Genomic DNA, 26,775 nt, shown 5'->3' with positions numbered 1-26,775 from the left:
GCCTGTCATGCCCATCGGCTATCTCGACGTGCCAACCGCGATCGACGCCAAGGCGAAGGGAGCACTCGTACGAGCACTTTATGAGGCGCTAACTGAAGCCTACCCGTTCCCCGATGATCACCGGATCTTCATCCGTGAATGGGATGCCAATAACGCGAGTCAGAACGGGTCCCTGGGCTCGGAACCGGCGAGGCCCGTGCTCTTTATTCATGGTCCTCAGGGTGCAAACGTTGACGCGAAGCGGCGCATGCTGACCAAGCTGAACGCGGCAGTATCCGACGCTTATCGTTTGCCGGACTTCATGATTTTCATGCACGAGTATCCGCTTGAACTCGTAGCGCACGAGGGTCGTCTGCTCGCGGATAACCAGCAACGCGTTGAAGAACAAACGAAGGCTTACAGTTAGCGGGTTGGCTCGCTCGGAACGGCGGCCCGCTCGGACCGCCGTTGACTTGCTTGGAACTCGCCTCCCGCAGAGATTGCTGGTGCCGCAAGCGCGAGATCGCGATGAGGCCACACACTTGCGCCTTTAGCTCGGGAGTTTGAAGCGTCCAACGCCACCTTGTACCGTTTCGGGCCGCTAACTTGAGTGGTCCACGTGAGCTGCTGCGGAGCTTCTGTCGCCAACACGATGTCGGTCCTGCTCACGTCCAGAAAACTGGACAAGAACAACGCCCGCCACGATCAACAGGATGCCGGCGAGTCGGGCCAGCGTTGCAGGTCGGCTTTCGAATCCAATCAGTGCAAAGTGGTCGATGAGCACTGAGAGACACATCTGACCTGCCACCGCCAAGGCTACGAACGTCGCTGCGCCGAGCTTAGGCGCAGCCAATATTGCGAGCACGAGAAAACCTGTGCCCATGATGCCCCCGAGCCAACTCCACAGCGGCGCCGTTCGGAGCCCGGGTAGTGATGGCACGGGCGCCCGAAAGGCAACCATCACCAGCAGCATGAAAGCGAGACCCACCAAAGCGGATACGAGAGCAGCTGAAAGCGGATGGCCAAGAATCCTGGCGAGTTCGGCGTTTGCTCCGGCTTGAACCGGCAGCGCCGCGCCGGCCAGAAATGCTAAACCTAAGACGGTCAAGTTCAGAGATGCAGACATTTTCGATCTCCTTGCATTGCTTCTTTTTCTTCGGCAGCTGATCAAGACCGTCCATTCACCTCACTTTCCCGCTCGCAAACGCGCTGCATCGATAAAGGCGCGCAGCTTCGGCGCTTCGGACGCGCCTCGAGGAAAGTAGAGAAAGAGGCCGGGCTCCTCGATGGCGGCCGCCGGCAGGATCCACCGCAGATCGCCGCTTCGGATATGTCTTCGCGCCAGTGGCTCGAATACATACGCTATGCCGACGTCAGCGAGCGCCAGATCCAACGCGAACAACGAATCTGTCACCCGCGCCGTTCCCCGGACCTGCACGGCGACGTCCTTTCCAGCGTGGGACAATTCCCACGCGTAGACGGCGTCCTTGGTCAGTAGCCGATATCCGATGCAATTGTGCTTCTGAAGATCGGCGATTGTTCGCGGTTCGCCTGACGCCTTGAGGTAGGCCGGCGAAGCGACAGTGATGGCCTTGAATGGCGGCGTCAGACGGACGGCTACCATGTCTTCCGCGATCATCTCGCCGAGCCGGACACCCGCATCGTACCCGAGGGCTACGATATCTACGGCAGCGTCGTCGGTTGTCACTTCGATCACAAGCTCGGGATGCCTGACCGCGAGATTGCGGATAATGCGGGTGAGCGCGAGCGGCATCGCAGTGCGGGGTGCATTCAGGCGCAACACACCGCCGATCTGCCCCTTTTTTGCTTGTACCGCCTCCGCCGCCTCACGCAGGGCATCCAACGCGGGCTGGGCACGCTGAAGGAAAGCCTCACCCGCTTCTGTGAGTGAGACGCTCCGGGTCGTCCGCACAAACAAAGGCAATCCGAGCCGCTCTTCGACGAGTCGCACTGCGTGGCTTGTGGCTGATGCGCCGAGGTTCAACTCGGCGGCAGCGGCCGCGAAACTGCGCCGTCGCGCCACGGCGGCAACGACTGGCAGATGTGAAAGGAGGTCTCGGTCCATTATACGATCCTATCGCATGGAATTTACGAAATGTACCATATTATCGTTTGACCCTGGTGGTGCCACTCTCCCAGCAAATTAAGAGGAGAGACGGCATGGCGAATGAAGTTTGGTTCATCACTGGCGCTGCCAGTGGGTTCGGCGACGCATTCGCGCGTTATGCGCTTGATCACGGGCACAGGGTTGTCGCCACCGCACGCGATCCAGGCAAGCTGGCCACCATCCAAGCGATTGCGCCCGAACGGGTGCTGGTACAGCGGCTGGACGTGACCCTGCCAAGCGAGGCCGATGAGGCCGTGAAGGCCGCCGTTGCAAGGTTCGGGCGCATTGACGTGCTGATCAACAATGCGGGCTACGCCGTCGTGGGTGCGGTTGAGGAAACGTCCGACGCGGAGTTGAGAGCGCTGATGGAAACCAACTTCTTTGGCGCGGTAACGGTTACTCGCGCTGCCTTGCCCACCCTGCGTTCGCAACGCAGTGGAGCGATCGTCAACATCTCAAGTCTAGGCGGTCAGCTTTCCATGGCGGGCTTCAGTGCCTACTGCGCCAGCAAGTTCGCGCTGGAAGGCATGTCGGAGGCCCTGGCGCTCGAACTGGCGCCGTTGGGGATCAAGGTGCTTATCGTTGAGCCCGGTGCGTTTCGCACAAATCTGGCCGGCGCGGGAATGAAGCACATGCCAATCTTGGAGGCCTACCGCGAGATCGTGGCGGATACCCGCAGCATGGCGCACAGCATGAACGGGACGCAAGAAGGCGATCCGGCGAAGGCGGCCGCGGCGGTGGCAAGAGCACTTGCCTCCCCGCACACGCCGCTTCGGCTTCAACTCGGTCGCGACGCCGTGGATTCTATCCGCACGCATGCCGAACAGTTGCTTGCGGAACTCAAGACCTGGGAGCAGGTCGCCCTCGACACGCGGCTTTGACTGACAATCGCACTAAACACGCATGAACGAGGGCAGCACTGCAACGGCCTCGCCTTCGGATTGCGCTGACGGTCCAGCCACTGGCAATAGCCAGAGGTGCAGCATCCTCACCGAGCTAATTTGCGCTGTCTTAGTGATTTAGGCTCCGTACCGAACTCACAATCCAAGCGATGACGGCTTCGGCACGCGCAGATCCTCGTGACTCCGCGCTGCTGACGAGCCACAGCGGCTGAACGAGAAAGGTTATGTCGAGTACTTCGCATAGATCCGGGTCCGCTCTGCCCACAAAGTCCGGCGCGAGCAGCGCCGCACCGAGCTGCTTTGCGAGACTTAGTTGAAGCTGCATCGTGCTAGCTCCGGAGATCTGTCGTGCTGGATCAAAGACTTCGTACGCAGTACGCGCAATGGCGAGGGTGGCGAACTCCTCGCCCCAACCTATCCACGGGACCGTTCTCAAGTCACATTTGCTCTTCGCGACGATGCTCGAAACTCGCGGAGCGTACGCCCGGAAAGCGATCTCTCCAATCTTGCGTGCGAGCAATTGGTCCTCGCCTGGCTGCCCAATTCGAATGCCGATATCGGCCTCTCGTCTCGGCAGGTTCACCAATGCAGCGCCGGTCGTGAACGCAAGCGAGAGGCGGGGAAAACGGGTGTGCAGTTCCGGCAGGTTTGGGGCCAAGAAATGCGTGATGATCGTCTCCGGCGCAGCCACCCGCACAGTACCAGCCACATCTTGTGTGAGGGCGTCTCGATGTCGAATGAATGCGAGTACCGTCTGCTCCACTGCCTCGGCGGACTTCAGAAGCTGCTCTCCTGGCTCGGTAAGCCGATAGCCAGCGGTCCCCTTGGTGAAGAGGCGAAGCCCAAGTTGGTCCTCGAGCGCCTGAATTCGTCGTCCGAGGGTAGGCGCGCTCGTTCCCAAATGTGCCGCGGCCGCGGCGAGGCTGCCGGTGCGGGCGACTGCCAGGAACGCTTGTAGGTCAGGCCAGGCAGGATCGGTCATTTTTGAAAGATCGTCGTTCAATTCATCCGCTTCTTAGCGAACTTGGGATGGCTTATCTGCGGGGGCAAGCATCCGTGCTCCTGGAAAACTACACATGGAGGTGCTCATGAGTGACAACATTCGATTTGAGCGAGGCATGCGCAATCTTTCTGCCATCGACGGCGACGGCGGAAGGCGCGTTGTCGAAAGCCTGGCCGATATCGCCCCAGACTTCGCCCGATATCTCGTGGAGTTTCCGTTCGGCGACATCTACGAGCGGAACGGACTTTCTTTGCGCGACCGAGAGATCGCCACGATTGCCGCACTTGCGGCCCTCGGCAACGCATTGCCTCAACTTAAGGTTCACATTCAAGCTGGCCTCAATGTCGGCGTGACGCGCTCCGAGATCGTCGAGATCCTGATGCAAATGGCTGTCTATGCCGGATTCCCCGCGGCTCTGAACGGATTGTTTGCGGCAAAGGAAGTCTTTGCTGAGGCGACGTCGAAGGCAGGGGCCGCGTAGGAGGACATTTTGATGGGCAAGAGAGAGAGGAATTGGTCTTTCAGGTGCAGCGTCGCCGGTTGCGCACTTGCTCTGTCCGCCGTGCTTGCTGGGGTCGGGACAGCTGTGGAAGCGCAAGATGACGCTCGAACGGCAACACGAGATGCGGCACCAGCGGCAATGCAGCGCGGCTTCCGCTCGCCAGTCGGAATGGCCTATGGGCCTGACGGAAGCCTCTATATCGCAAATTGGGCGGGCGGCAGCGTCGAGAGGATCGATCCGCGTGGCCAACGCAGCACCTTCGCCGACAGCTTGGCGAGCCCCTCCGGTGTCGCCGTGGATCAAGCCGGCCACGTCTATGTCGCTCTCTTCAATGAGAACCAGGTCTTGAGGCTGGATCAACAAGGAGGCCGTGCGGTTTTCGCAACAGGCCTCTCAACCCCGGTCGGGATGACGTTCGATCAGGCGGGCCGCTTGGTCGTGGCCAATCGTGGCGACGGCGAAGTCATTGCCCTCGACGCAGATGGCCGCAGAACGGTGCTGGCACGCAATCTCCCCAACCCAGCCGGCGTAACCCAGGCTGCGGACGGCAGCTACGTTGTCGCGAACTACGGTGGTGGCATCACACGAATCAGGCCGAACGGCGAAACCCATACAGCGCGGCATGGTTTTGCGACTCCTGCGGCTGGAATTGTCGCGACGCCCTCGGGCCGCGTCTTTGCGGTCGACTACGGCGCCGACGTGGTTCGCGAGGTCCATGGTGACAATCGCTCGACAGTGATTGCCAGCGGTCTCTCCAAGCCTGTTGGCCTGGCGCTGACACCGTCGAATGAGCTGCTAGTTGGGACGTGGGGCGACGGAACGATCTGGCGGGTCCGCATACCGGAGTCATAACTCGGCCCTGCAAAGCGCCGGCCAGCAGCTGCTGCTGACACGTTCCGTTCAACAAAGAACGATTGCCGGTCGGCGCATTTTCCCGAGACCGCGGATGTGCCGGTGCGGTCCACGACGCCAAACCCGCCGCACGGCGGCTTCTACAGTACGCATAGAAAAGGTTTAGCTCATGACTCGTCTTCAAGTATCCCCCACATCGGCCCGTCTCGATACTGCGCTCCAGAAAGCCTTGGCTGAGCACCGGATAGTCGGCGCAGTGGTCCTTGTGGCGCAACATGGAGAGGTCATCTATCGAAAGGCGGCAGGGTTTGCGGATCGCGAAGCGCGGAGAGAGATGCGCCCGGACATGATCTTCCGTCTAGCGTCGATTGCAAAACCGATCGTGACGGCAGCGGCAATGCGGTTTGTGGAGGAAGGGCTGCTCACGCTCGACGCTCCCGTGACAAAGTGGCTTCCGAACTTCCGTCCAGCGCTGCCGGATGGGTCGAGGCCCGCGATTACAATCCATCACCTGCTGACCCACACTTCCGGTCTTGGCTACAGCTTCCTTGAGCCGGCGGACGGTCCCTATCACCAGCTGCACATCTCTGACGGCCTTGATCAGCCGGGTTTGTCGCTTGATGAGAACCTTTCCCGTCTTGCTGTCGCGCCACTGTATTTTAAGCCAGGCTCGAGCTGGCGCTATTCGCTCGGGATCGACATCGTTGGGGGCATTCTGGAGAAGATCGACGGGCGAGGTTTACCGGAGATCGTCCGAGAGAAAGTCACCGCCCCGCTTTCGCTGCAAGACACGGGCTTCTCAGTCGTCGACCTATCCCGATTGGCCGTCCCGTACGCAGATGGCCATCCTGAGCCGGTGCGAATGACTGACGGCATCGCCGTTTCGCTGTACGGCCTTGCTGCGACTTTCGCGCCGTCGCGCATCCTTGATGCGCAATCCTATCCCTCCGGAGGTGCCGGGATGGCTGGGACCGCGGACGATGTTCTGCGCTTTCTCGAGGCAATCCGAACCGGCGGTGCACCGATCCTCAAAGCTGAGACGATCAAGACGATGACTATGGAGCATGTAGGCCCCCAAGCTGAAACGCAGGGTCCTGGCTGGGGCTTCGGTTACGGCTGGGCCGTGCTTGTGGACCCAGCCGCGGCTGGCTCTCCGCAAGCCCCGGGTACCCTCCAATGGGGCGGAGCTTACGGGCACAAGTGGTTCATCGATCGAGCAAATGGTCTTTCTGTGGTCGCACTCACCAACACCACGTTCGAGGGCATGACCGGGAAATTCACGATTGACATTCGAGATGCAGTCTACGGCTAACGTGAGCTCTTATCGGGCAATCAGCAGGATCTGCGTAGCAATCCGCAGATTCTGGGGATTTTGTGCTTAACCATCGGTGATGGCAGAGATCTTCCGGATGGAGCGGAAGGATCTTGATGTGGGCGGCAAGCTGCGAGCAGGAAAGGACGATGCGATTGCCGCACTCGGCCAGGGTTTCCTTGCCTCGGTGATGCACCTGAGGATCAGCCTCCACGCGATCTTGCATTCGATCGTGGCTCTGGAGCAGCGAAGCTTTCGACGTGCTGCGAACATCATTGGTACGGATCAGTCGGTTGTTAGTCGAAGAATCCGTGCGCTTGAGGACGAACTTGGAGTTTCTTTATTCGAGCGCGATCGCGCCGGGGTTCGGCCAACTGCGGCCGGCGTGCAATTCATTCTACAAGCCAAAGCTGCCTTACGCGACCTTGACTATGCTGTGAAGTTTGCACGAAGCGCGGGGAGCGGCTCAAGCGGATTTCTGCGGGTCGGGTTTCTCTGCTCCCTTGCGACAGGCTTTCTTCGCGATCTGCTAGTTGAGTTCGTAAGCGTCCATCCAAGCGTCACCGTTGATGTCGCATACGGAGGCTCGCGCGATCAGATTCGGCAAGTACGCGATCGAAGTCTGGACATAGCGTTCTTTACTGGTGTCCCAGAGCTATCGGATTGTGATGTGGAACTGCTTTGGCATGAATACGTCTACTGTGCTCTGCCGGAAGGCCATCGGCTTGCGTCGCGTCACAGCATCGATTGGTCGGATCTTCAGGAGGAGCGCTTCATCGTTAGCCGCGAAGAGCCTGGTCCCGAGATCCATGACTACCTCATTCGGCGGCTCGCAACGCTGGGAACTCAGCCTCAGGTGAGACGACTTTCAGTTTGTCGAGAGAGCTTGTTTCACTTGGTGGCAATGGGGTTTGGTGTCACGCTGACTAGCGATTCCGCCATCGCGACGCCTTTTCCTGGCCTCCGATTTACACCGATTGGAGGCAGTGAAGATCTCCTCCCCACGGTTGGCGTATGGCTGCCAGGGAACGATAATCCGGCGCTCAGACGCTTCGTAAGTCTAGCTCGCGCCATGAGAGGTGCGCGGGCACATTCTTCCTAAGTTCGAACGATATACGTCGATCCGACTTCCCACCTCTTTTTGGCTAGTCAGGCGTTGGGTTCCGGTAGGCTCGCGCAACGACAATGTCCAACCCGCCGAAGGGGCCTCGGCTTCTTCGAACAGTCGGGCGATCTCAACGGCTTCGACACGTCGGCCTGTATCACGTGGGCTCTGCCGGCAGCTTTGCCGATCGTCTCGACCACTTCTCACGCCGCGTTCGTGCCATGACAAAGTGATGCCATTTTCTGCCGATGCATCACCTCGCCTCTATCGGGATCGGGGGACGCGGGCGGCGGTGAGTATGCCGGTGATCACCGCCAGCAGAGGCGCCTCGTCCACGCGGGCGAAATAGTCGTCGAGCCAAGCCACGAGTTCAGGAGGCTCGTTTGCCTCCTGCCGCAGCGCTTCGCGCAATGTGTCATGGACAATGCGGATCCAGACTGGAGCGTCCACGGAAACCGCGAATGGGTCAGCCGTGACGTCGGTCATTCCACGCGTCACAAGCTCATCGGGAAGCCTGCGCCCGCACCAAGGCTGCGGCATTGCGCGCTCCATTCTGGCGGTCAGCCCGTGCACCACGTGGTCGTCGTGCCGACCCTTGGGGAGGATTATCGCGCCGTAATCGAGCTCGAACGTCACCAGCCGACCCCCTGGCCGCAGTAGCCGAACAAACCTGTCTAACACCTGTCCGAAGAGCGGGTCGCGCAGATACATCAGTACTCGCGCAGTGCGGATCACGTCGAACCCGGCCTCCGGCAGGTCGGCGCTCTCGAGGCCCCCATGGACCCACGAAAGGTTCGGAAGCTGCACGCGCCGCGCGATCGCCAGCAGTTCGTCGTTCTGGTCCAGGCCGACGAACTCGACCTCCGGATGGATGCGGGCGAGCCGCGCCGCCTCCAGGCCGATGCCACAGCCCGCGTCTAATATCCGCATTCCCGGCCGGAGCTCGAGCATCCTTCGCATCGCTTCGTGGATGGCCTGAACCGGGGAATAGCTGTCGACGCGTTTGAGAAAATCCACGAGCGCAGAGACATCCACGCGTTGCGGGTCACTAAATCCAGCATGAAGATCGGGCATAGAAAAAGATCCCTTTTGTTTTTTCGCGCGTGACAGATCGAAGCCTAAGGCTGGTGGCGATTGGCAGAATGACAAAGCGATGCGGCAGTCCTCCGCACATCTCCGCCCATAGGATCAGCGGGAGGCGGATGCGATGGCAGCGCAGACGCTGTCCGCCGATTCAATGAAAGCTGAAGCTGCCGGTGCGCAGGCGGAGAGAGACGAGGCACGCCGTGAGCCGCTGCAACCGGCGGGTCAACGGTTGAAGTCCACCACCATCTTGCCCTGCGCGCGGCCGTTCCAGTTGCGGTCTATGGCGTGAGCCAGCTCGGCCAGACTCACGACCTCGCCCACGGAAAACTTCAGCGTGCCTGCCGCCACTTGATCGGCCACAGCCTGGAGATGGGGAGTATCGAGCTGGGTCATGGAGAATTGTCCTCGTAGGCCGTCGGGCGCGTTTGCAACCTCGGGAGTGACTGTGGAGAGGACCAGGCCACCGGGCGCCATGACTGCCCACGTGCGATGAAGCACCTCGCCGCCAACGACGTCGACGGCCAAGTCGACGCCCCTCGCGACCTCCTCGAACCGTTCTTTTTGACGGTCGATCACTCGATCGGCCCCGAGCGCTGCGACCGCGGCAATGCCGGTGTTAGCCGTCACCGCTAGAACTCTGGCCCCTGCGGCTTTGGCGAACTGAACCGCGAAGGTTCCCACATTGCCCGAAGCTCCGTGGATCAGCACGGTCTGGCCCGCACGTACATCGCCCACGGTGTGAATCAGGTGCCACGCCGCCAGCGCTGCCAGTGGAATTGCGCCGGCCTGAACATCCCTTAGCCCGTCAGGCGTGCGCGCAAGCTTGACTGCATCGACAGCCACATAGTCGGCAAAGGCGCCGAATCCGGCGAGCCAGCCCATTACGCGATCACCGGGCTCAAAACCTTCGACTTCCGGACCGACCTCCACGACGGTGCCGGCCATTTCACTCCCCAGGATTACGGGCAGTGACAAGGGGAAAGCGTCGCGGACAAAGCCCTGCCGAACCTTGAAGTCTATTCCGTTCACACCCGCGGCCTTCACTTGGGTCAGCACTTGGTGCGCTCCTGCCGTCGGTTTGGGGATGACATCCACCCGCGTTCCTTCTGGACCACCATAAGCATGCAAGCGGAATGCGCGATTGGTTTGCACAACGGACTCCTGTTTTCACAGGGGCGAGCGCGCCGCCCGATTTTGGTCAGGTAAGCGTTCCCAACTGGAGCCAAAAGTGCTAGATTTGGGACACTTCGTCCCGAACTTGGAACGACCTCGTGAACCTGGATGCGCTGGCAGATTTCAACCGGGTGGCTGCCGATGGCGGGTTTAGCCGCGCGAGCCGTCGCACCGGTCGTCCCAAGGCCACCTTGTCGCGGCGGGTACGGGAACTAGAAAATGCTCTGGGGGTGCGCCTCATCGAGCGCGACGGAAAGCGGTTTCGCCTGACCGAGGACGGCGCGGCCTTGTACCAGCGGACGGCCGATCTGCTGAACGAGGTTGAAGAGGCGGGGCGGATGATCGCTGAGGGGCTGGACCGGCCGCGCGGCGTGTTGCGCGTCTCAGCGCCGATATTGTTCTCGCACAGCCAGCTGGGCCGGCTCGCGGCGGACTTCTGCCGCCGCTATCCCGAGGTGCGTATCGAGGCGGTCGCCGAGGATCGCTACGTGGATTTGATGGCGGAATCCTTTGACGTGGCCATCCGCGTCAACCCCCGCGCCGTAGACGGTGACCTGCTCGGCCGGCGTATCATGCGCGACCATATGGTCTTGGTCGCGACGCCCGATTTGTCGCGCCCGCCCGCGCGCGAACTCACCCGTTTCCCCGCTGTGGTCGTGGCCGCCGAACGGGAGGATGCTATCTGGCATCTGGAAGGGGACGGATGGACAGGCACTGTCGAACCTTACCCGGTGATGCGACTACCGTCGTATCTCGTGGTGAGGGACGCGGTCTTGGCGGGGGTCGGCGTAGCCCTGTTGCCCAACACCCTGGCGGCCGATGAGGTGGCAGCTGGACGGCTGGCGTCTTGGGGCGCAGTACCAAAGCGAGAGGTGGAGATCTGGGCCTTGCATACGTCGCGCCGGCTCGTCAGCCGTAAGGTGCAGGCGTTCATGGATTTCCTGGTGGCGCGTTTCGCGGCTTCGGAATACTCGTAGACTCAGGCAAAAACCACCCGCTGCCGTTATCCTCACCAGGCGCAATTTTCCTCGAATCATTCCTTCGCGGCGAAGGCTGGACGGGAATGATTGAGAGTGCCGCCAATCCAATAGCGAACTGTCTCTTGCAGGTCTCGCGATCAGGCACCGACGCGCTGTACCAGCGTCGCCCCGTTTTTTAAACCCGTTATCGGCGAAGAGGACATACTTCCGACCGCGGGAGTATGGCTCCCTGGCAACGACAATCCCGTCCTGCGGCGATTTGTTAGTCTCGCGAAATCAATGAAGGCGGACCAGACGCCTGCCCGCATGTAAAGGCAAGGACGCACTGAAGCTGAATGATCGGTAGTTGCCCGCATGGTGAAGTCGCAGACATTCCCATTGGCGGTCAAGACCTGCCTAGCCGGCGTGCCTTTGCAAACCCCCGATCTGTTGCGATGAAACGCCGGATCATGTGAGGAAGAAGTTTCACGGGATCGGAAATCGGCTTGCCGGTCTCTCGCCCCAGGACGTCGGCATATGCGATGAGCTCGCGGTGCACTTCTGCCGGAAGATCGAAGGATACCCTGACAGGCTTATCATCTTCGAGAGCGGCCAGCTTAAGTTTTGTCATCGCTATCCTCGATATGGTTCGAGCACGAGGTCGCGGGTGACGATCACGCGGACCGGGAAGCCGGGCCGGATGGTCAGCGTCGGCGCGACGTTCAACTGCCTGCGGATGATTTCTTGACCCGCATCATTGATCGTGTCCTGGCCGCCATTGCGGATGGCGCGGAGCAGGCGATCGTCATCGTTAATTGCCAGTTCGGCGCCTACGCTGAGTAGCGTGGAGAGGCCGGCTGCCTTGGCGAGGTCCCACCAGTGATAGTCGACGCCATCCTCGAGGCCCGCATATCCTGCCGCGTCCGCCCCCGGCTGGCGCTCGAGGACGATCGAGCGGCCGTTGGGGAAGATCAGGCGATTCCACACGAGCAGCACCCGGCGCTGGCCGAACTGCACAGCGCTGTCATACTGGCCGATGATGCGGGTGCCTTGGGGCACGAGGAGCAGGCGGCCGGTCGGGCTGTCGTAGATGTTCTCGGTCACCTGTGCGGTGATCTGTCCGGGTAGATCGGAGCGAATGCCGGTGATTAGCGCGGCCGGAATAACGGCGCCGGCTTGCAGAACGTAGGGTGACGCTGGCGGCATGACGCGATCCTGGGCGACAGTGCGGCGATCAGCGGCGGCATTGAGGAAGGCGAGTTGCCGATCCTGCGCGCGCTCTTGAGCGGTGGGCGTGTTGAATTGCCCGGGAATCCCAAGGCCGGTCAGGTTCGCGTTGGCGAGAGCGGCGCCGGGTGCAGGTGAAGCCGCAAGCGTCCGCGCCTCGGTCTGGAAGAAGACACGGCTCGTTCGCGCGGCCTCCTGCTCGGCGAGACGACGCTGCTCCGCCGGGTCCACGGTCGGCTGGACGGTTGGCGGCACGACGGGTTGTCCGCGATCCTGGGCGTTCAGGATAGGTCGGCCTAGGTCGCCCGGCAGCGGCGGTCCAAGCCGTGGGCCGGTATAGTCGCGCGGGAGACCGGCAAGCCCATCCGCAGTAGGCCTATTGGTGGTGGAATAGAGCTCCTCGTTCCGAGGTCCGGCGTTGCGGGTCTGGAGCGCGTAGATCAGCGCGCCGCCAAGGCCGATCGACGCAACTAGGGCGATCCCAGCCAGAGCTTTGCGGGACAGCCTGGTGACGCGAGGCGGATCACCGCGCAGCCGCATGGGCGTTGCGGAGTCAGTCGGGCGCTCCTCTATCTCAGCGCCGCGGCCGGGATTGTCGAATTCAGTCATTAAGATGGTCTCCCGTCACTGCGCGAGATCCGGACCGTTTGCTGGTGGTCACCGCTGCCGAGCCGAAGCTCCGCTGCACCGAAGAGGCGGTCGACGATCAGGATGTTCTGGTAGATGCGGCTGTTGACGATCTGGGGCTCGCCTTCCGACCCGATGACAAAGACCGGCGGCATCTCGCCCTGGACGATGCCGCGCGGGAATTCGATGTAGACCCGCCGTCCATCGTCATAGACGGCGGTCGGCCGCCAGGGAGGATTGTCGCCGGTCAAGGCGTAGCGATAGTTGCGCGCCGCGGCGGCGGGGATGACCGGCGTCGCTGGAACACCCTGACGCTGCGATGCTGGAGGTTGCGGATAGGCCCATGCCACGGCCGGCATGTAAGGGTTTGCGCCGGCGCGCAGCTCGAGCATGTAGATGCGGCGGTCGGTGGTAATGACCAAGTTCGTCGTGATATCGGCGCGCGTCGGCTTCACGAGCACATGGACGCGGCGCGTGATTCCCGATCCGCTTTCGGTGTCGCCGATGATCCAGCGGGCGGTATCGCCGGCGGCGATCGGGCCGGCGCCCGTCAGGCTCTCGCCAGGCTCAAGCGCAATGTCCGTGATCTGTCCCGGCGAGGTGTAGACCTGATAGAGCGCGCCTTCCGACCATGGATAGATCTGGATGGCGTTGTAGTAGCCCTCGCGGCGAGGCTCGACGCGGGCGGCGGCATTGGCGTTGGTCACGCGAGCCATCGGGGAATTGGCGGCCGTGCCGCCGTGACTCGGTGACCAGGCCGGCGGAATGTGCAGCGGTCGCGGCCGCTCGTCCACGATTGCCGCTGGAACGGCCGGCAATGGTGGGACATTGGAGTCATAGCTGATCTGCGGCGGCCTCTGCGTGGCGCATGCGCTCAGCAGCGTGACCGACAGGAGCGCCGCGGGGATTGCGCATTTACGGAAAGCCGGCTTTGCGGCACGAGCGTTCTCTCGATTCATTTACCCAAGCTCCCGCGACCAGTTGATCGCATTGACGTAGATGCCCAGCGGATTGGCGCGCAGCCGCTCTGCGTTACGCGGCGGCTGCATCACGATGGTGAGGATGGCCGTCCAACGTTCGGTCGATGCGAGCTGGCCGTTGTCGTAGCGCCGCTCGGTCCAAGCCACGCGGAAGCTGTCGGGCGACGCTCGAATGACGCTCGAAACGTCGACCGCGACCTGCTGCTTGCCGACCTTGGTGAAGGGATCGTTGGCGCGGGCGTAGTCGTTCAGAGCCGCAGCGCCACGGTCGGTCGTGAAATCGTAGGCGCGAAGCCAATTCTGCCGGACGACGATCGGATCAGCCGGGATCGAGCGGACCTGTTCGATGAAGCGCGCCAGATGGAACGCGATCTGCGGATCGGTCGGGCGATAATCGGAAACCGCGGGCGCGACGGCTTGGGCTTGGCCTAAGTTGTCGACCTGAACCACCCACGGCACGATTGACCCGCGCGCCGATTGCCACACCAGCGCGCCGGCGAAAGCGCCCGACAAGGCCAACGAGCCGAAAGCCATCAGCCGCCAGTTCTTCGCCTGCACACGCGCCGAGCCAATGCGCTCGTCCCAGACCTGCGCTGCGCGCTGATAGGGCGTCTCGGGCTCGGGTGTCTTGCCGTAGTGCGTGGAGGGTCGCTTGAACATCATTGGTCTCGCTGCGAGAGGTTGACGGAGCTGCCGCCGCCGTGGCTGTCACCGGCGCGGACCGCGTGTGCTGTGGCCATGACGCCGTGATTGAATTGCTGCGAGCGCTTCATGCGGCGGGCCCAGGCGGGAGGTTCTTGGGTATCAGCGCTGTCAGATGCAGCGGAGTTGGCGCCGCCGATGGTGCCCATCGTTGAAGTGCCTCCAGTCGCCTCGAAGGCGGCACGACCACCTGCAGAGAAGCTCTCCTTCATGCTGTCCGCGGCCCGGCGAAGCGGCGAGGCGGCTGCGCCGCCAGCAGCACGCGCGACGCCTCCAAGCCCTGATGCGACGCCGGCCGCGCCAGACTGTCCGGCGGCTCCGAGGCTGTAGGCCGTGGTGGCGCCGCCCGCGAGCGTCGCTCCGCCACGCGCCGCGGCCGCAGTGCCCGAGATCGCGGCCGCGCCACCGCGCAAGGCGAGTCCGCCGGCCGCACCCGCGGCGACCATCGCGCCGCCCGCGGCGAGGCCAGTGCCGACCGCCGCGCCGGCGCTGAGCTGCGGTCCGCCGCTGACCAGGCCATTGGCTATTCCGGGGCCGAAGATTCCGAGGCCGAGGAGCGAGAGCGCGGCCAGGACGATCGCCATAGCATCGTCGATGGTCGGGCTGGCGCCGCCGAAGCCGCTCGTGAACTCGGAGAACAGCGTCGAGCCGATGCCGATGATGACGGCGAGCACCAACACTTTGATGCCAGAGCTGATCACATTGCCGAGCACGCGCTCGGCCATGAACGCGCTCTGCCCAAACAGCCCGAACGGGATGAGGACGAAGCCCGCCAAGGTCGACAATTTGAATTCGATCAGCGTAACGAAGAGCTGGACCGCGAGGATGAAGAATGCGAGCAGGACGAGCGCCCAGGCCAGGAAAAGGCAGGCGATCTGGATGAAGTTCTCGAAGAACGACCAGTAGCCCATGAGGCCGCTGATCGAGTCGAGGAGCGGCCTGCCAGCATCGAGGCCGGTCTGCGCGACCTTGCCCGGGCGCAGAAGATCGGCGGTGGTGAAGCCCGTCCCGCTCGCCTTCAGCCCCAGGCCGGCGAAGGACTCGAAGATGATCCGCGCGAGGTTGTTCCAGTTGGAGATGAGGTAGGCGAACACGCCGACGAATAAGGTTTTCTTGACCAAGCGGGCGAGGATGTCGTCGTCGGCGCCCCAGCTCCAGAAGAGCGCGGCAAGCGTAACGTCGATCACGATCAGCGTGGTCGCGATGAACGCGACTTCCCCGCCAAGTAATCCGAAGCCGCTGTCGATGTAGCGGGTGAAGACCTCGAGAAAATGGTCGATGACGCCCGTGCCGCCCATGGTGCTACTCGTCGTTCGGTGCGGCCACTTCGCCGCGCGTCTCGCTGGTGGGCCGGCTCACACCCGGCCGGCTCGTCGGAAACGTGGTACGCGGCATCAGGAAGCGCCGGCGGCTCTCCGCCCAGGCGCGCAGGCACGCCGGGTCGCGCGGCCCCGCTTCTCCGAGGCTCTGGCATCGGAACAGCTCGGCTCGCAGCGGATCCTCAGTGTCCGTCACGGCCGGCCGCGCCGACATGATCTCGGCCCGCTCTTCCTTCCGGGTCAGCTCGATGACTGTCGCGGCGATCGCGACCGCGACGAACGCGACGGCGCCGATCCGGGCGAAAAGCTTGGAATCCACTGCAGCTCTCTCAGTTGCCGCTGCTCGGGAACATCCGGGCGTTGCCCGGCTGATAGCCGCGGCCAAGCGTCAGGAAGCGCCGGCGCTGTTCGCGCCCCTGCTCGGCGGCCGCAGCGCGCTCAGCGTCGGCCAGCGCGCGTGCGCGTCCGTCGGCCGCGACGACAGCCGTGAGGTCTGCGAGCTGCTGCGCCTGCAGCGCGAGGATCTGGTTGCCGGCTTGTGCCGCCTGCAGCGCGCCAGTTGCGCCCTGGCTCTGGCCGACCAGCGCCGACATCTCTGTCCGGTTCGTGTCGATGTTGCCGACGACGCCGGCCTGGACACGCATGGCGTCCTGAAGGCCTCCGACCGTGTTCTGCCAGCGCGTGCGCGCGTCCGCGATGAGCTGCTGATCCGATGCTGAGAGCGAGGCGCTGCTGTAGGTGGTCTGAAAGGCGCGGTCGACCTGCTGCACGTCGAAGGCGATGTTCTGCGCCTGGCCGAGGAGCTGCTGCGTGCGCTGGATCGACTGCTGAAGGCGCTGCAGCGATGAATACGGCAGGCTTGCGAGATTGCGCGCCTGATTGATCAGCATCTGCGCCTCGTTCTGAAGCGAGGTGATCTGGTTGTTGATCTGCTCGAGGGCGCGCGCCGCCTGCAGCACGTTCTGGGCATAATTGGTCGGGTCGTAGACGATCCACTGCGCCGACGCCGGCGCGACCAGGACGGGCGAAAACGAAAGCGGAAGCGAAAGAGCTGCGGCAAGAAGCGCGGCGCGGGCGCGACGGACAATCATGATGGTGTCTCCAGGTTAGTGAGGTTCGGGATGAGGTCGGCTGCCCAGGCGACGCCCCGGTGGCGCAGCCATGCCGGCAGAAAGCCGTCGCGGCCGTTCTCGGCTACGATGCGGTCGATCGCGGCCTGGTCGGTCTTGGAGGACGCGGCGCACAGCGCGAGGGCGACGTCAGAGAGACCGAGCTCGAACAGCCGGTTGCCGCGCCGGGATTGGCAGTAGTAGTCGCGCTTTGGCATGGCCCGCGCCAGAATCTCGATCTGGCGATCGTTCAAGCCGAACCTGCGGTAGATCGCGGTGATCTGCGGCTCGATCGCGCGCTCATTCGGGAGCAGCAGCCGCGTCGGACAGCTCTCGATGATGGCCGGGGCTATTGCCGAATTGTCGATGTCGGAGAGGGACTGCGTGGCGAAGACGACGCTGGCGTTTTTCTTCCGGAGCGTCTTCAGCCATTCTCTGAGCTGGCCGGCGAAGCCTTCGTCGTCGAGCGCCAGCCAGCCTTCGTCGACGATCAGCAGGGTGGGCCGCCCGTCGAGGCGATCCTCGATGCGGTGGAACAGATAGGCGAGCACGGCCGGGGCGGCATCCGTCCCGATAAGGCCTTCGGTCTCGAAGGACTGGACTGCTGCTTCGCCGAGATGCTCGTGCTCGGCGTCGAGCAGGCGGCCATAGGCCCCCCCGACACAGAATGGCCGGAGCGCCTGCTTGAGATCGTTGGATTGCAGGAGGACCGCGAGACCGGTGATCGTGCGCTCGACCACGGGGGCGCTCGAAAGCGAGCTCAGCGCGGTCCAGAGATGCTCCTTGACTTCGGGGGTGATCGCCACGCCCTCGCGCATCAGGATCGCGACGATCCAGTCGGCGGCCCAGGCCCGTTCGGGCACATGATGGATGCCGGCGAGCGGCTGCAGCGAAACGCTCTCAGTTGATCCTTCCGTCAGGCCGCCGCCGAGATCGTGCCAGTCGCCTCCCATCGCGAGCGCCGCGGCGCGAATTGAACCGCCGAAGTCGAAGGCGAAGACCTGCGAGTTCGAATAGCGCCGGAACTGAAGCGCCATCAGTGCCAGCAGCACGGACTTGCCGGCGCCGGTCGGGCCGACGACGAGCGTGTGGCCGACGTCGCCGACATGCAAAGAGAACCGGAACGGGGTGGACCCCTCGGTCTTGCCGAACAGCAAGGGGGGCGCACCAAAGTGCTCATCCCGTTCCGGCCCCGCCCACACCGCCGAAAGCGGGATCATGTGGGCGAGATTGAGCGTCGAGATCGGCGGCTGCCGCACGTTCCCGTAGACGTGCCCCGGCAGCGAGCCGAGCCACGCATCGACGCAATTGATCGTCTCGGGCACCGCGGTGAAGTCGCGGCCTTGCACGACCTTCTCGGCCAGCCGCAGCTTCTCGGCAGCAATGCGGGGGTCGTTGTCCCAGACCGTCACCGTCGCGGTGACGTAGGCCTCGCCGGCGTAATCAGCGCCCAGCTCCTGCAGTGCGAGATCGGCGTCGGCCGCCTTGTTTGCGGCATCGGTGTCAACGAGAGCGGATGTCTCGTTGGTCATCACCTCCTTCAGGATCGCTGCGATGCTCTTGCGCTTGGCGAACCACTGCCGCCTGATCTTCGTCAGCAGCTTGGTCGCGTCGGTCTTGTCGAGCAGGATGGCGCGCGTGCTCCACCGATAGCTGAAGGCGAGCCGATTGAGATCGTCGAGGAGTCCCGGCGTCGTGGCGCTCGGAAAGCCGACGATCGTCAGGACACGAAGGTGTGCTTGGCCGAGGCGCGGCTCGAGGCCTCCCGCGAGGGGCTGGTCGGCCAGCAGCGCGTCGAGATACATTGGCGTCTCGGGCACCCGTACGCGATGCCGCCTGGTCGAAATGCAGGAATGCAGGTAGGTCAGTGTCTCGCCGTCATCGAGCCAGGCGCATTCGGGCATGAAGGCTTCGATGAGCTGGAGAACGCGGTCGGTGCGATCGATGAAGCCGCGCAGGACCTCGTAGGGATCGACGCTGCGGTCGGCCTTGCCCTCGTAGAGCCAGCTCTCGGCTCGGGCGGCGTCTTCGGCCGGCGGCAGGTAAGTGAACGTGAGGAAGTAGCTCGATTCGAAATGCGCGGCCGCTTCCTCGAAGTCCGCCCTGCGCTCCGCGTCGACCAGGGCAGACGCGGCATCCGGGAAGCGGCTCGATGGATAGGCGCCGACGCCGTGGCGCTGGGCTTCCACGAAGATCGCCCAGCCCGACCCGAGCCGCCGGAACGCGTTGTTGAGGCGGCCGGCAACCGCTACCAGCTCGGCCTGCACGGCGGAGTCGAGATCGGGGCCGCGAAAGCGTGCCGTCCGCTGGAAGCTACCATCCTTGTTGAGGACGACGCCCTCTCCGACGAGCGCTGCCCAGGGCAGGAAGTCGGCGAGGCGCGAGGACGTGCGGCGATATTCTGCGAGGTTCATCATCGGCCGCCTCACGCGCCCATGAAGCCCGGAATGCGCAGATGCCGGCGCGTCACCTCGACGAACATCGGGTCGCGCTTCGCCGCCCAGACGGCCGCGAAGTGGCCAACGGCCCAGAGGCCGAGGCCGACGAGCCAGAGCCGCAGCCCGAGTCCGAGCGCGGCGGCGAGCGTACCGTTGAGGATGGCAATCGAGCGCGGCGCACCGCCGAGGAGGATGTGTTCGGTCAGCGCCCGATGCACCGGCACTGAGAAGCCAGGTACTTCGGCGCCGTCGATGACAGCCGTGGTCATACCAGCGCTCCGCCGCCGAAGCTGAAGAAGCTCAGGAAGAACGAACTCGCGGCAAACGCGATGGATAGGCCGAACACGATCTGCACCAGCCTGCGGAAGCCGCCGCTGGTGTCGCCAAAGGCGAGCGTTAGGCCGGTGACGATGATGATGATCACCGCAATGACCTTCGCCACCGGACCTTCGATCGATTGCAGGATCTGCTGAAGCGGTTGTTCCCAGGGCATGGACGAGCCGCTGGCATAGGCTGGCGCAGCGTAGAGAAACCCTGCGGCCGTCAGACCAATGGTGCCGATCCGATCGAGAATCGGGCCGGCGAATAGGCGTTGCTCGAATGATGGCTGTCGAGCCGAGGTCATGCGTGGTCTCCTGCTGTGCCTGCTGTTGCGGGGGTGATGCGGTAGTCGCCGCTTGGTCCAAGGCCTTCGACGCGCGCGAGTTCGGCAAGACGGCGGGACGCGCCGCGGCCGCTCAGAACGGCGACGAGATCGATGGTCTCGGCAATCAGTGCGCGCGGGACCGTGATCACGGCTTCCTGGATGAGTTGCTCGAGGCGGCGCAGCGCACCGATGGCGGTGCCTGCGTGAATGGTGCCGATTCCTCCGGGATGGCCGGTGCCCCAAGCTTTCAGAAGGTCGAGTGCCTCGGCGCCGCGCACCTCACCAATGGGGATGCGGTCGGGCCGCAGGCGCAGAGAAGAGCGCACCAGATCGGACAGTGTGGCGACGCCGTCCTTGGTGCGCAGGGCGACAAGATTGGGCGCGGCGCACTGAAGCTCGCGTGTGTCCTCGATGAGGACGACGCGATCGGCCGATTTTGACACCTCAGCGAGGAGCGCGTTGGTGAGCGTGGTCTTGCCGGTGCTCGTTCCGCCAGCGACAAGGATGTTGCGGCGATCGGCGACCGCGCGGCGAAGCAATTCCGCCTGGTCGGCCGTCATGATCGCAGCGGCCACATAGTCCTGCAGCGTGAACACGGCGACAGCGGGTTTGCGGATCGCAAACGCCGGGGCGGCCACCACCGGCGGCAGCAGGCCCTCGAAGCGCTCTCCCGTTCCGGGCAGCTCCGCCGACACGCGGGGGCTTCCGGCGTGAACCTCGGCGCCGACGTGATGAGCGACGAGCCGAATGATCCGCTCACCATCTGCGGGTGACAAGCGCTCACCCGTGTCGGCCAGCCCCTCCGAGAGCCGGTCGATCCAGAGCCGCCCGTCGGGGTTGAGCATCACCTCGACGATCGACAGGTCTTCCAGGAAAGCGGCGATGGCCGGGCCGAGGGCCGTGCGCAGCATCCGTGTGCCGCGAAGGACCGCCTCGGATTCTTGGAATGACACTGCCACTTCGTCCCCGTTCTGTGCGGGACCGCTCACGTGCGGCCCTGGATCGGGGATGAGTAGAAGAGGCAGAAAATGGGGGGCGCAACAACCCTGATGGGGTCGTCGTAGTGTGGCGTAGAAATACAGGGAGACGGCGAAGTCGATGACGGCTTGCGAGCGGCCTGATCGCGCCTATTCGCTACTCGCGTTGGCCGGAACATCCTCGGAGATTTCCTGGCGGAGCTTTGGGCCCTTGGCGAGTCGCCGGCCGAGCGCGGCGACGAAGGCGTCGTAGCGTTCGCCAGCCTGGGCGCGTGCAGCGGCCTGCGCGGGCTCGGGCAGTGGAGGGTTGGTGGTCAGCCAGAAGCGGACAAAGACCGCGAGCGTCTCGACGGCGATGCCGAGGTCGCGCTCCAGGCGCGCTATGCGCCGGTCCAGCTGGTCGAGCCGCTTGGTGAATGCTGCCTCCTGGCGCTCGACGGCGTCGGGCGACAGGAAGGATGCAATGGCCGCCTCGGCGATGAGAGAACGCGATTGGGCACGGCGCGCAGCGTACTCAGCCAGCGCCTTTGTCACGGCGGGCTCAAGGTAGACGGAAAGCCGCTGCTTCTTGCTCGGATTCGGCACGGGCCTACAGCTCCATGCCATCGTTGGGGTCGAGCGAGACTTGGCGTGCAATACGCTGTACGAGACGGTTCATGCGGCTCAGCCGAGCGGCATCGTCCGGCTCGTTATCGTTTGGGTCGATCTCAAACTCGTTGTCGATCGGCGGCTTCTTCTCGATGGGCGCCACGCGATTGAGCTCCGGCTGGCGACGCTTCTCGGAGCCGGTCGGATCTTCACCGTCCATGAGGCTCACCGGTGGTGTGGCCTCCTGAGAAGGTGGCGGTGGCAGAGGCCTGCCGGTCCAGTCATTCGGCTGCTGGTGTTCCGTTGCCTTCAGCACTGGCGGCGGAAGGATGCGCGCCTGAAATCTATGGTCCTCGAAATAGCGCGCTTTCGTGGCGCGCACGGGCGGCGTTCCCGCGACCATGACGATCTCGTCCGTCGGCGGGAGTTGCATGATCTCGCCCGGCGTAAGCAGCGGCCGGGCCGTCTCGGAGCGCGACACCATCAGGTGCCCGAGCCAGGGGCTCAGCCGGTGACCGGCATAGTTGCGCATCGCGCGGAGCTCAGTGGCGGTGCCGAGCGCATCGCTGACCCGCTTGGCGGTTCTTTCGTCGTTGGTGGCGAACGAGACTCGGACGTGACAGTTGTCGAGGATCGAATTGTTCGGGCCGTAGGCCTTCTCGATCTGGTTGAGGCTTTGGGCGATCAGGAACGCCTTCAGTCCATAGCCGGCCATGAACGCCAGCGCGCTCTCGAAGAAGTCGAGGCGGCCGAGCGCGGGGAACTCGTCGAGCATGAGAAGCAGGCGGTGGCGTCGCGACTTCGCATGGAGATCTTCCGTTAGGCGCCGTCCGATCTGGTTGAGGATTAGACGGATCAGAGGCTTGGTACGCGCAATATCCGACGGCGGCACGACGAGGTAGAGCGTCGTCGGCCGAGCTCCCCCGACGACATCGGTGATGCGCCAGTCGCAGCGGCGCGTGACGGCGGCAACAACAGGATCGCGATAGAGGCCGAGAAACGACATGGCCGTACTCAGCACGCCGCTGCGCTCGTTGTCCGACTTGTTGAGCAGCTCGCGCGCCGCGCTCGCGATGACGGGGTGTGGTCCAGCTTCCCCAAGATGCGGAGTTTTCATCATCGCGGCGAGCGTCGACTCGATCGGGCGGCGCGGATCAGACAGGAAGGAGGCGACGCCGGCGAGCGTCTTGTCTGCCTCGGCGTAGAGCACGTGGAGGATGGCGCCGACGAGCAGCGCATGCGAGGTCTTCTCCCAATGGTTCCGCTTTTCTAGTGAGCCTTCCGGATCGACGAGGATGTCGGCAATATTCTGGACGTCCCGGACTTCCCATTCCCCGCGCCGCACTTCGAGCAGCGGGTTGTACCCCGATGACTTGGCGTTCGTGGGATCGAACAGCAGCACGCGTCCGTGCTGGGCGCGAAATCCCGACGTGAGCTGCCAGTTCTCGCCTTTGATGTCGTGCACGATGGCGCTGCCGGGCCAAGTGAGTAGCGAGGGAATGACCAAACCCACACCTTTGCCGCTCCTGGTCGGGGCAAAACAGAGGACGTGCTCGGGGCCGTCGTGCCGGAGATAGTCATGGCCGAGCTTGCCGAGCACCACGCCGTCGGGGCCTAGAAGGTCTGCGGCCTCCACTTCATCGTGCCGGGCCCACCGGGCGGAGCCGTAGGTGTCGACGTTCTTGGCTTCACGCGCCCGCCACACTGACATCGCGATTGCGACTGCGATCGCGATGAAGCCGCCCGACGCCGCGATGTAGCCGCCTTCCACGAAAATCGCCGGCGCGTAAGCGTCGTAGACGATCCACCACATGTAGAATGACGGCGGATAATAGACGGGCCATCCCAGGATGGTGAACCAAGGCTCACCGAGTTGCGCCTGGAAGCCCAGTCGCCACGCGGTCCACTCGGTCGCACCCCACGACCTGGCGAGGATGATCAGCGCGACGACGAGGATCTGGCCCCAGAGAATCTTTGTTGCGGACATCACCCGCGCTCCTTGTCAAATGGCTTTGTCACAGGCCGATTCCTCGCTTGCGCCCGAAGCTCCAATCGATCCCGCCGTCCCCGCGCGTGACGCCGGAGACATGACGGCCGAGGTGCTGTTCGAGGGACGGCGACCACGGCACGAGCTGGAAGCCAAGGCCATCGTCGAGCATGGCGAACCGGCCGGAGGCGAGATCGAAGCGGCGGCGATAGGTGCCGGCGACGTATTCGCCGGTGCCAGCCTTCACGGCCGCTTGGCCGGTCTCGACCGTTAGACGTTCACGCAGCGCGTCGAGCTCGCGACGCCGCAGTGTCTCGATCAGGTTGCGGCTGAAGCTGACGCCGTGGCTTTGCCGCTCGGCTAAGCCCTGGCCGATGAGATGCTCCGCGCGGAGGTCAAGCGCGTCACGGACCTCAGCGCCGAAACCTCCGCCACCGAGCGGCACCGGTTCGCGTGCGATAGCCTGGCGGTCGAGCCAGGTGGCCCCCGTCGCCGTGATCTGCTGCTCGAGGGGAAGATCCGATCGCACAGCAAGCGCGACACGCCGCCGGCCTTGGGCGTCGTCGAACCGGCGCAGCTCGACGATCGAGCCGGGCGCGGAATCTCCGGCGGCATTGAGGTCAGCGAGCTTAATGTGGTGGGTGCGGCCATCGACGCCGTCGACGATCGCGAAGGCGCTGCCTTTCAGCTCGTCGTCGAGCCCTCGCGCCAGCAAGCGTCCGACGATCGGCTCGTCCAGGCTTTCACCGGCCAGCACGTAGCTCGCCGCACTGCGTTCGAGGCTGCGCTCCGCGAGACCGTGATGTATCCGCTTGATAATGTCGCCGCGCTCGCCGAGCTCGCGCAGACTTTTCTCGGTCCCATCAGAGAGAACCCATTGGCCTGACCCGACCTGATCGGCGAGGCCAAGGGCCTCGAGCTTGCGCAGGCGTCCGACCTTCAGCGCGTGGAATTCGTCGGGCTGGCGGTCCGCGTGCGGCGCAAGGTCGATCACACCAGTCCGATGAGCATCGCGCGCGAGCTGACGGTCGAGATTCGTCCATCGCTCGGCATCGATCTGGCGCTCTAGCGTGGTGCGGATGTCGTGATCCGTGCGCGGGCCGAGCTCCTGGGTAATGAGGTCACGCGCGCGGTCGCGCATGCCTTCCTTGATATAGTCGCGAGAGATGACGAGGTTCTCGCCATCGTCACGGACGCCGCGAACGATCAGGTGGACATGCGGATGCTCGGTGTTCCAGTGATCGGCGGCGACCCAGTCCAGCCTGGTGCCGAGATCCTTCTCCATCTGGCCGACGAGCTCGCGCGTAAACTGCTTGAGGTCGGACATCTCGATCGCGTCGTCCGGCGAGACGATGAAGCGGAAATGATGGCGGTCGTCCGCACACCGATCGGCAAAGGCCTTGGGGTTGGCCTCGTCGGTGCCGGAACCAAAGAGCCGCGCCCGCTCCCCATCCCGGGTGACGCCCTCGCGCTGCAGGTAGCCGAGATGCGTGGCAAGAGGCGCGCCGCGCGCGGTGTGACGGACGACGCGCGCCTTCACTACGGCGCCGCGCGAGCGCGAAGTAATGAGCCGGTTGGCCTGCACCGACGCGCGCTGGCCCCGGCCGAAGCGCGAACGATGGCCGGGGCCGATCGTCCCCTTACGGGAGACGGAGCCGCCCGCCCGCTGAGCGGCGGCAAGCGCCTGCGCGATGAAGGGCCGCGCCCGCTGCGCGCGGGTGGAGCGGATGCGGCCGGGCCGAATGCGGAAGCCGTCTTCGGCGCTCATGGCCGTGGTCTCGCACATCGCGCCAAGGCGAGGAATTCATTGAGAAAGTGCCGAAGCCGCAGGCTGCGCCGGGACGGCGCACCTCGCGGTTTCGGCATATAACCTATTGAAAAAGCACAACCGTCATGGCGCGCACATCGCGCCCCTTTATCCTGCCATCGTGCGGTTGTGGTTGCGCTGTCTCGCCTCTGCACACGCTCCTGTACGCTGGGGTTCGCTACACCGCGATTGGGCAACGGACGCGTCATTTCTGCGGGTCCGGACTCGCTTGCGCGACGAAGAGGCTGGAGGAGCGCGGTGAAAGCGATGCAGCGTCACGCGCTCGCGGTGTCATCGTATCGTCACCGGGCACACGCTGTTCTTGCGGTGATCCTGCATTTGCGCTGCCGTTCGCGCGCACGACGAACAGTGGTGAGCGTCTCCACGCGAGCGGATCAGCAGTCGGAATCGGAATGCTGCTTTCCAGCGGTTCCGTCCCAATAAGGGGCGCCACCGCTGCGACATAGGCGCGCGTTTCGGCCGGCAGCGCGCGAACGCCCGCGAGGTATTCCTCATACCGCTGGGGGCCGGCGTTGTAGGCCGCCAGGAAGCCCGCCGATCCGTAGCGGTCGTGCATCTCGCGCAGGTACGCCGCGCCGGCCAGCACGTTGTCGTGCGGATCGAAAGGATCGCGACCGAGGCCGTAACGGGCGCGCAGCTCCGACCACGTGTCGGGCATGATCTGCATCAGGCCGATCGCGCCCTTGCGCGATACGGCGCGCGTATCGCCGGCGCTTTCGGCGCCCATGACCGCCCGTATCCAGGAGACGGGCACGCCGAACCGCCGCGCGGCTTCCGCGATGTAGTCGGCGATCGGCTGCGCGCGCTGCGGACGCACGGCAGGCGCGTTCTGCGCATATGCGGCGCCAGTGAACGGGCCGACGATCAGCAGGCCGGAAAGGAGAAGAGCGGGAAGACGCCGGGCGAGCAAGCGTCGCCCGGCGGCCCCACTCCGTCTCCGCGATGTCGAGCAGATGAGCATCGCCTCAATCCCGCTCGGGCCGCTTCTGGGGACGATTCCAGTGCAAACCCCAGACGGACTTTGCGTCGCCCGACTGAAACAGGTTGGCGCGGATCGGCTGGCCTAGCGTCGGGTCGTCGATCTGGACGGAGACATAGTCGCCGGCCTTTTCGCCGGTGCGCTTCCAGCCGGCGCCGATCTCGGGGCCGTTGCTGTCGCCGAGATGGACGCGATAGTCCGGCGCATTCTCGGCATCCGAATGTTCGGCCGGAATCAGCACCATCTCGCTGTTCACTGCGAGCGTGCGGACATGGCCGGTATAGCCGTTCTTGGTGCGTGTGAACTCTCCGATCTGTGGCATTGAAAGCTCCTTGTGTGCGGTGAAGAGGGTGTGCTCGGTGCGCCG

The 26,775-nt window shown here is 64.1% G+C and carries 28 protein-coding genes; 7 read left to right on the top strand and 21 right to left on the bottom strand.

The features are described from left to right. The first annotated feature begins 7 nt into the window (after nucleotides 1–7). Nucleotides 8–406, top strand: a complete 399-nt coding sequence (locus RCF49_RS12605) for a hypothetical protein (protein ID WP_342640233.1) — start codon at nucleotides 8–10, stop codon at nucleotides 404–406. 174 nt (nucleotides 407–580) lie between these two features. Here RCF49_RS12605 and RCF49_RS12600 read toward each other — a convergent pair whose 3' ends face one another. Both RCF49_RS12600 and RCF49_RS12595 read right to left on the bottom strand, forming a co-directional pair. Beyond that, nucleotides 581–1,105 (bottom strand): DMT family transporter, encoded by a 525-nt coding sequence (locus tag RCF49_RS12600; protein WP_342640232.1) that lies wholly within the window; start codon nucleotides 1,103–1,105, stop codon nucleotides 581–583. A 60-nt stretch (nucleotides 1,106–1,165) separates the two neighbouring features. Continuing rightward, nucleotides 1,166–2,065, bottom strand: coding sequence for a LysR substrate-binding domain-containing protein (locus tag RCF49_RS12595; protein ID WP_342640231.1), 900 nt, complete (start codon nucleotides 2,063–2,065; stop codon nucleotides 1,166–1,168). Nucleotides 2,066–2,160: 95 nt separating this feature from the next. Here RCF49_RS12595 and RCF49_RS12590 point away from each other — a divergent pair, with 95 nt between their 5' ends. Further along, complete coding sequence (locus RCF49_RS12590) at nucleotides 2,161–2,988, top strand: oxidoreductase (RefSeq protein WP_342640230.1); 828 nt, start codon at nucleotides 2,161–2,163, stop codon at nucleotides 2,986–2,988. Nucleotides 2,989–3,118: 130 nt separating this feature from the next. Here the strand turns inward: RCF49_RS12590 and RCF49_RS12585 are convergent, their stop codons facing one another. Next, nucleotides 3,119–4,012, bottom strand: a complete 894-nt coding sequence (locus RCF49_RS12585) for a LysR family transcriptional regulator (RefSeq protein WP_342640229.1) — start codon at nucleotides 4,010–4,012, stop codon at nucleotides 3,119–3,121. A gap of 73 nt (nucleotides 4,013–4,085) precedes the next feature. On the opposite strand from RCF49_RS12585, the gene RCF49_RS12580 reads away from it, so the two are divergent. The 4 genes from RCF49_RS12580 to RCF49_RS12565 all read left to right on the top strand — a co-directional run bounded on the left by RCF49_RS12580 (nucleotide 4,086) and on the right by RCF49_RS12565 (nucleotide 7,780). Then, nucleotides 4,086–4,493 carry a carboxymuconolactone decarboxylase family protein gene (locus RCF49_RS12580; protein WP_342640228.1) on the top strand — a complete coding sequence of 136 codons (408 nt, stop codon included), beginning with the start codon at nucleotides 4,086–4,088 and terminating at the stop codon, nucleotides 4,491–4,493. 159 nt (nucleotides 4,494–4,652) lie between these two features. Further along, entirely contained in the window at nucleotides 4,653–5,366 is a 714-nt protein-coding gene (locus tag RCF49_RS12575) for a Vgb family protein (RefSeq protein ID WP_342640227.1), read from the top strand. Between the two features lie 169 nt (nucleotides 5,367–5,535). Further along, the gene (locus RCF49_RS12570; RefSeq protein WP_342640226.1) at nucleotides 5,536–6,678 is read left to right on the top strand and encodes a serine hydrolase domain-containing protein; all 1,143 of its coding nucleotides are present in this window, start codon (nucleotides 5,536–5,538) and stop codon (nucleotides 6,676–6,678) included. Nucleotides 6,679–6,757: 79 nt separating this feature from the next. Beyond that, nucleotides 6,758–7,780 (top strand): LysR family transcriptional regulator, encoded by a 1,023-nt coding sequence (locus tag RCF49_RS12565; protein ID WP_342640225.1) that lies wholly within the window; start codon nucleotides 6,758–6,760, stop codon nucleotides 7,778–7,780. Between the two features lie 267 nt (nucleotides 7,781–8,047). Here RCF49_RS12565 and RCF49_RS12560 read toward each other — a convergent pair whose 3' ends face one another. Together RCF49_RS12560 and RCF49_RS12555 are read right to left on the bottom strand one after the other, a co-directional pair. Beyond that, nucleotides 8,048–8,857 (bottom strand): methyltransferase domain-containing protein, encoded by an 810-nt coding sequence (locus RCF49_RS12560; protein ID WP_342640224.1) that lies wholly within the window; start codon nucleotides 8,855–8,857, stop codon nucleotides 8,048–8,050. A gap of 234 nt (nucleotides 8,858–9,091) precedes the next feature. Further along, nucleotides 9,092–9,925 carry an NADP-dependent oxidoreductase gene (locus RCF49_RS12555; protein WP_342640223.1) on the bottom strand — a complete coding sequence of 278 codons (834 nt, stop codon included), beginning with the start codon at nucleotides 9,923–9,925 and terminating at the stop codon, nucleotides 9,092–9,094. Between the two features lie 215 nt (nucleotides 9,926–10,140). Here RCF49_RS12555 and RCF49_RS12550 point away from each other — a divergent pair, with 215 nt between their 5' ends. Then, nucleotides 10,141–11,019 carry a LysR substrate-binding domain-containing protein gene (locus tag RCF49_RS12550; RefSeq protein WP_342640222.1) on the top strand — a complete coding sequence of 293 codons (879 nt, stop codon included), beginning with the start codon at nucleotides 10,141–10,143 and terminating at the stop codon, nucleotides 11,017–11,019. Between the two features lie 388 nt (nucleotides 11,020–11,407). On the opposite strand, the gene RCF49_RS12545 is transcribed toward RCF49_RS12550, so the two are convergent. From RCF49_RS12545 to RCF49_RS12470, 16 genes are all read right to left on the bottom strand, one after another. Beyond that, on the bottom strand, nucleotides 11,408–11,632 hold the full coding sequence (locus tag RCF49_RS12545) for a DUF2274 domain-containing protein (protein WP_342640221.1): 225 nt from the start codon (nucleotides 11,630–11,632) through the stop codon (nucleotides 11,408–11,410). Nucleotides 11,633–11,634: 2 nt separating this feature from the next. Continuing rightward, a complete protein-coding gene (locus RCF49_RS12540; protein WP_342640220.1) occupies nucleotides 11,635–12,837 on the bottom strand; it encodes a TrbI/VirB10 family protein in 1,203 nt (400 codons plus the stop codon). Next, nucleotides 12,837–13,814 carry a P-type conjugative transfer protein TrbG gene (gene trbG, locus RCF49_RS12535; RefSeq protein ID WP_342640219.1) on the bottom strand — a complete coding sequence of 326 codons (978 nt, stop codon included), beginning with the start codon at nucleotides 13,812–13,814 and terminating at the stop codon, nucleotides 12,837–12,839. The genes RCF49_RS12540 and trbG overlap by 1 nt, the downstream gene beginning before the upstream one ends. Further along, complete coding sequence (gene trbF, locus RCF49_RS12530) at nucleotides 13,815–14,495, bottom strand: conjugal transfer protein TrbF (protein WP_342644192.1); 681 nt, start codon at nucleotides 14,493–14,495, stop codon at nucleotides 13,815–13,817. After that, nucleotides 14,495–15,835, bottom strand: a complete 1,341-nt coding sequence (trbL, locus tag RCF49_RS12525; RefSeq protein WP_342640218.1) for a P-type conjugative transfer protein TrbL — start codon at nucleotides 15,833–15,835, stop codon at nucleotides 14,495–14,497. The genes trbF and trbL overlap by 1 nt, the downstream gene beginning before the upstream one ends. Nucleotides 15,836–15,839: 4 nt before the next feature. After that, nucleotides 15,840–16,175: a putative entry exclusion protein TrbK-alt gene (gene trbK-alt, locus RCF49_RS12520; protein ID WP_342640217.1), complete on the bottom strand. Its 336-nt coding sequence runs from the start codon at nucleotides 16,173–16,175 to the stop codon at nucleotides 15,840–15,842. Between the two features lie 10 nt (nucleotides 16,176–16,185). Beyond that, nucleotides 16,186–16,947 carry a P-type conjugative transfer protein TrbJ gene (trbJ, locus tag RCF49_RS12515; RefSeq protein ID WP_342640216.1) on the bottom strand — a complete coding sequence of 254 codons (762 nt, stop codon included), beginning with the start codon at nucleotides 16,945–16,947 and terminating at the stop codon, nucleotides 16,186–16,188. Continuing rightward, nucleotides 16,944–19,382 (bottom strand): conjugal transfer protein TrbE, encoded by a 2,439-nt coding sequence (gene trbE, locus RCF49_RS12510; RefSeq protein WP_342640215.1) that lies wholly within the window; start codon nucleotides 19,380–19,382, stop codon nucleotides 16,944–16,946. Before trbE ends, trbJ begins: the two co-directional genes overlap by 4 nt. Nucleotides 19,383–19,390: 8 nt before the next feature. Next, nucleotides 19,391–19,672, bottom strand: a complete 282-nt coding sequence (locus RCF49_RS12505) for a VirB3 family type IV secretion system protein (RefSeq protein ID WP_325680009.1) — start codon at nucleotides 19,670–19,672, stop codon at nucleotides 19,391–19,393. Beyond that, nucleotides 19,669–20,028: a TrbC/VirB2 family protein gene (locus RCF49_RS12500; protein WP_342640214.1), complete on the bottom strand. Its 360-nt coding sequence runs from the start codon at nucleotides 20,026–20,028 to the stop codon at nucleotides 19,669–19,671. The genes RCF49_RS12505 and RCF49_RS12500 overlap by 4 nt, the downstream gene beginning before the upstream one ends. After that, a complete protein-coding gene (gene trbB, locus RCF49_RS12495) occupies nucleotides 20,025–20,960 on the bottom strand; it encodes a P-type conjugative transfer ATPase TrbB (RefSeq protein ID WP_432807400.1) in 936 nt (311 codons plus the stop codon). The genes RCF49_RS12500 and trbB overlap by 4 nt, the downstream gene beginning before the upstream one ends. Before the next feature lie 216 nt (nucleotides 20,961–21,176). Next, nucleotides 21,177–21,611 carry a CopG family transcriptional regulator gene (locus tag RCF49_RS12490; protein WP_342640212.1) on the bottom strand — a complete coding sequence of 145 codons (435 nt, stop codon included), beginning with the start codon at nucleotides 21,609–21,611 and terminating at the stop codon, nucleotides 21,177–21,179. Nucleotides 21,612–21,615: 4 nt separating this feature from the next. Continuing rightward, a complete protein-coding gene (locus RCF49_RS12485) occupies nucleotides 21,616–23,601 on the bottom strand; it encodes a conjugal transfer protein TraG (protein WP_342640211.1) in 1,986 nt (661 codons plus the stop codon). Between the two features lie 28 nt (nucleotides 23,602–23,629). Beyond that, entirely contained in the window at nucleotides 23,630–25,369 is a 1,740-nt protein-coding gene (locus tag RCF49_RS12480; RefSeq protein WP_342640210.1) for a relaxase/mobilization nuclease domain-containing protein, read from the bottom strand. A gap of 244 nt (nucleotides 25,370–25,613) precedes the next feature. Then, entirely contained in the window at nucleotides 25,614–26,339 is a 726-nt protein-coding gene (locus RCF49_RS12475) for a lytic transglycosylase domain-containing protein (protein ID WP_432807282.1), read from the bottom strand. Nucleotides 26,340–26,394: 55 nt separating this feature from the next. Beyond that, nucleotides 26,395–26,730, bottom strand: a complete 336-nt coding sequence (locus RCF49_RS12470; RefSeq protein WP_342640208.1) for a DUF736 domain-containing protein — start codon at nucleotides 26,728–26,730, stop codon at nucleotides 26,395–26,397. Nucleotides 26,731–26,775: the final 45 nt, after the last annotated feature.

It is taken from the genome of Rhodoligotrophos sp. CJ14 (assembly GCF_038811545.1).
Classification (GTDB): Bacteria; Pseudomonadota; Alphaproteobacteria; order Rhizobiales; family Im1; genus Rhodoligotrophos; species Rhodoligotrophos ferricapiens.
The sequence above is the reverse complement of the archived record's forward strand: the minus strand, read 5'-3'. Positions and strand labels throughout refer to the sequence as shown.

Coding starts and splice junctions, on each gene's coding strand:
- trbE (WP_342640215.1), bottom strand. CDS start 19,382: ATGATGAACCTCGCAGAATATCGCCGCACGTCCTCGCGCCTCGCCGAC.
- trbB (WP_432807400.1), bottom strand. CDS start 20,960: ATGCTGCGCACGGCCCTCGGCCCGGCCATCGCCGCTTTCCTGGAAGAC.
- RCF49_RS12505 (WP_325680009.1), bottom strand. CDS start 19,672: ATGACCACGGCTGTCATCGACGGCGCCGAAGTACCTGGCTTCTCAGTG.
- trbG (WP_342640219.1), bottom strand. CDS start 13,814: ATGAATCGAGAGAACGCTCGTGCCGCAAAGCCGGCTTTCCGTAAATGC.
- RCF49_RS12600 (WP_342640232.1), bottom strand. CDS start 1,105: ATGTCTGCATCTCTGAACTTGACCGTCTTAGGTTTAGCATTTCTGGCC.
- RCF49_RS12595 (WP_342640231.1), bottom strand. CDS start 2,065: ATGGACCGAGACCTCCTTTCACATCTGCCAGTCGTTGCCGCCGTGGCG.
- RCF49_RS12485 (WP_342640211.1), bottom strand. CDS start 23,601: ATGTCCGCAACAAAGATTCTCTGGGGCCAGATCCTCGTCGTCGCGCTG.
- RCF49_RS12580 (WP_342640228.1), top strand. CDS start 4,086: ATGGAGGTGCTCATGAGTGACAACATTCGATTTGAGCGAGGCATGCGC.
- RCF49_RS12570 (WP_342640226.1), top strand. CDS start 5,536: ATGACTCGTCTTCAAGTATCCCCCACATCGGCCCGTCTCGATACTGCG.
- RCF49_RS12545 (WP_342640221.1), bottom strand. CDS start 11,632: ATGACAAAACTTAAGCTGGCCGCTCTCGAAGATGATAAGCCTGTCAGG.
- trbL (WP_342640218.1), bottom strand. CDS start 15,835: ATGGGCGGCACGGGCGTCATCGACCATTTTCTCGAGGTCTTCACCCGC.
- trbF (WP_342644192.1), bottom strand. CDS start 14,495: ATGTTCAAGCGACCCTCCACGCACTACGGCAAGACACCCGAGCCCGAG.
- RCF49_RS12470 (WP_342640208.1), bottom strand. CDS start 26,730: ATGCCACAGATCGGAGAGTTCACACGCACCAAGAACGGCTATACCGGC.
- RCF49_RS12500 (WP_342640214.1), bottom strand. CDS start 20,028: ATGACCTCGGCTCGACAGCCATCATTCGAGCAACGCCTATTCGCCGGC.
- trbJ (WP_342640216.1), bottom strand. CDS start 16,947: ATGATTGTCCGTCGCGCCCGCGCCGCGCTTCTTGCCGCAGCTCTTTCG.
- RCF49_RS12575 (WP_342640227.1), top strand. CDS start 4,653: ATGCAGCGCGGCTTCCGCTCGCCAGTCGGAATGGCCTATGGGCCTGAC.
- RCF49_RS12565 (WP_342640225.1), top strand. CDS start 6,758: ATGGCAGAGATCTTCCGGATGGAGCGGAAGGATCTTGATGTGGGCGGC.
- RCF49_RS12590 (WP_342640230.1), top strand. CDS start 2,161: ATGGCGAATGAAGTTTGGTTCATCACTGGCGCTGCCAGTGGGTTCGGC.
- RCF49_RS12605 (WP_342640233.1), top strand. CDS start 8: ATGCCCATCGGCTATCTCGACGTGCCAACCGCGATCGACGCCAAGGCG.
- RCF49_RS12540 (WP_342640220.1), bottom strand. CDS start 12,837: ATGACTGAATTCGACAATCCCGGCCGCGGCGCTGAGATAGAGGAGCGC.
- RCF49_RS12560 (WP_342640224.1), bottom strand. CDS start 8,857: ATGCCCGATCTTCATGCTGGATTTAGTGACCCGCAACGCGTGGATGTC.
- RCF49_RS12480 (WP_342640210.1), bottom strand. CDS start 25,369: ATGAGCGCCGAAGACGGCTTCCGCATTCGGCCCGGCCGCATCCGCTCC.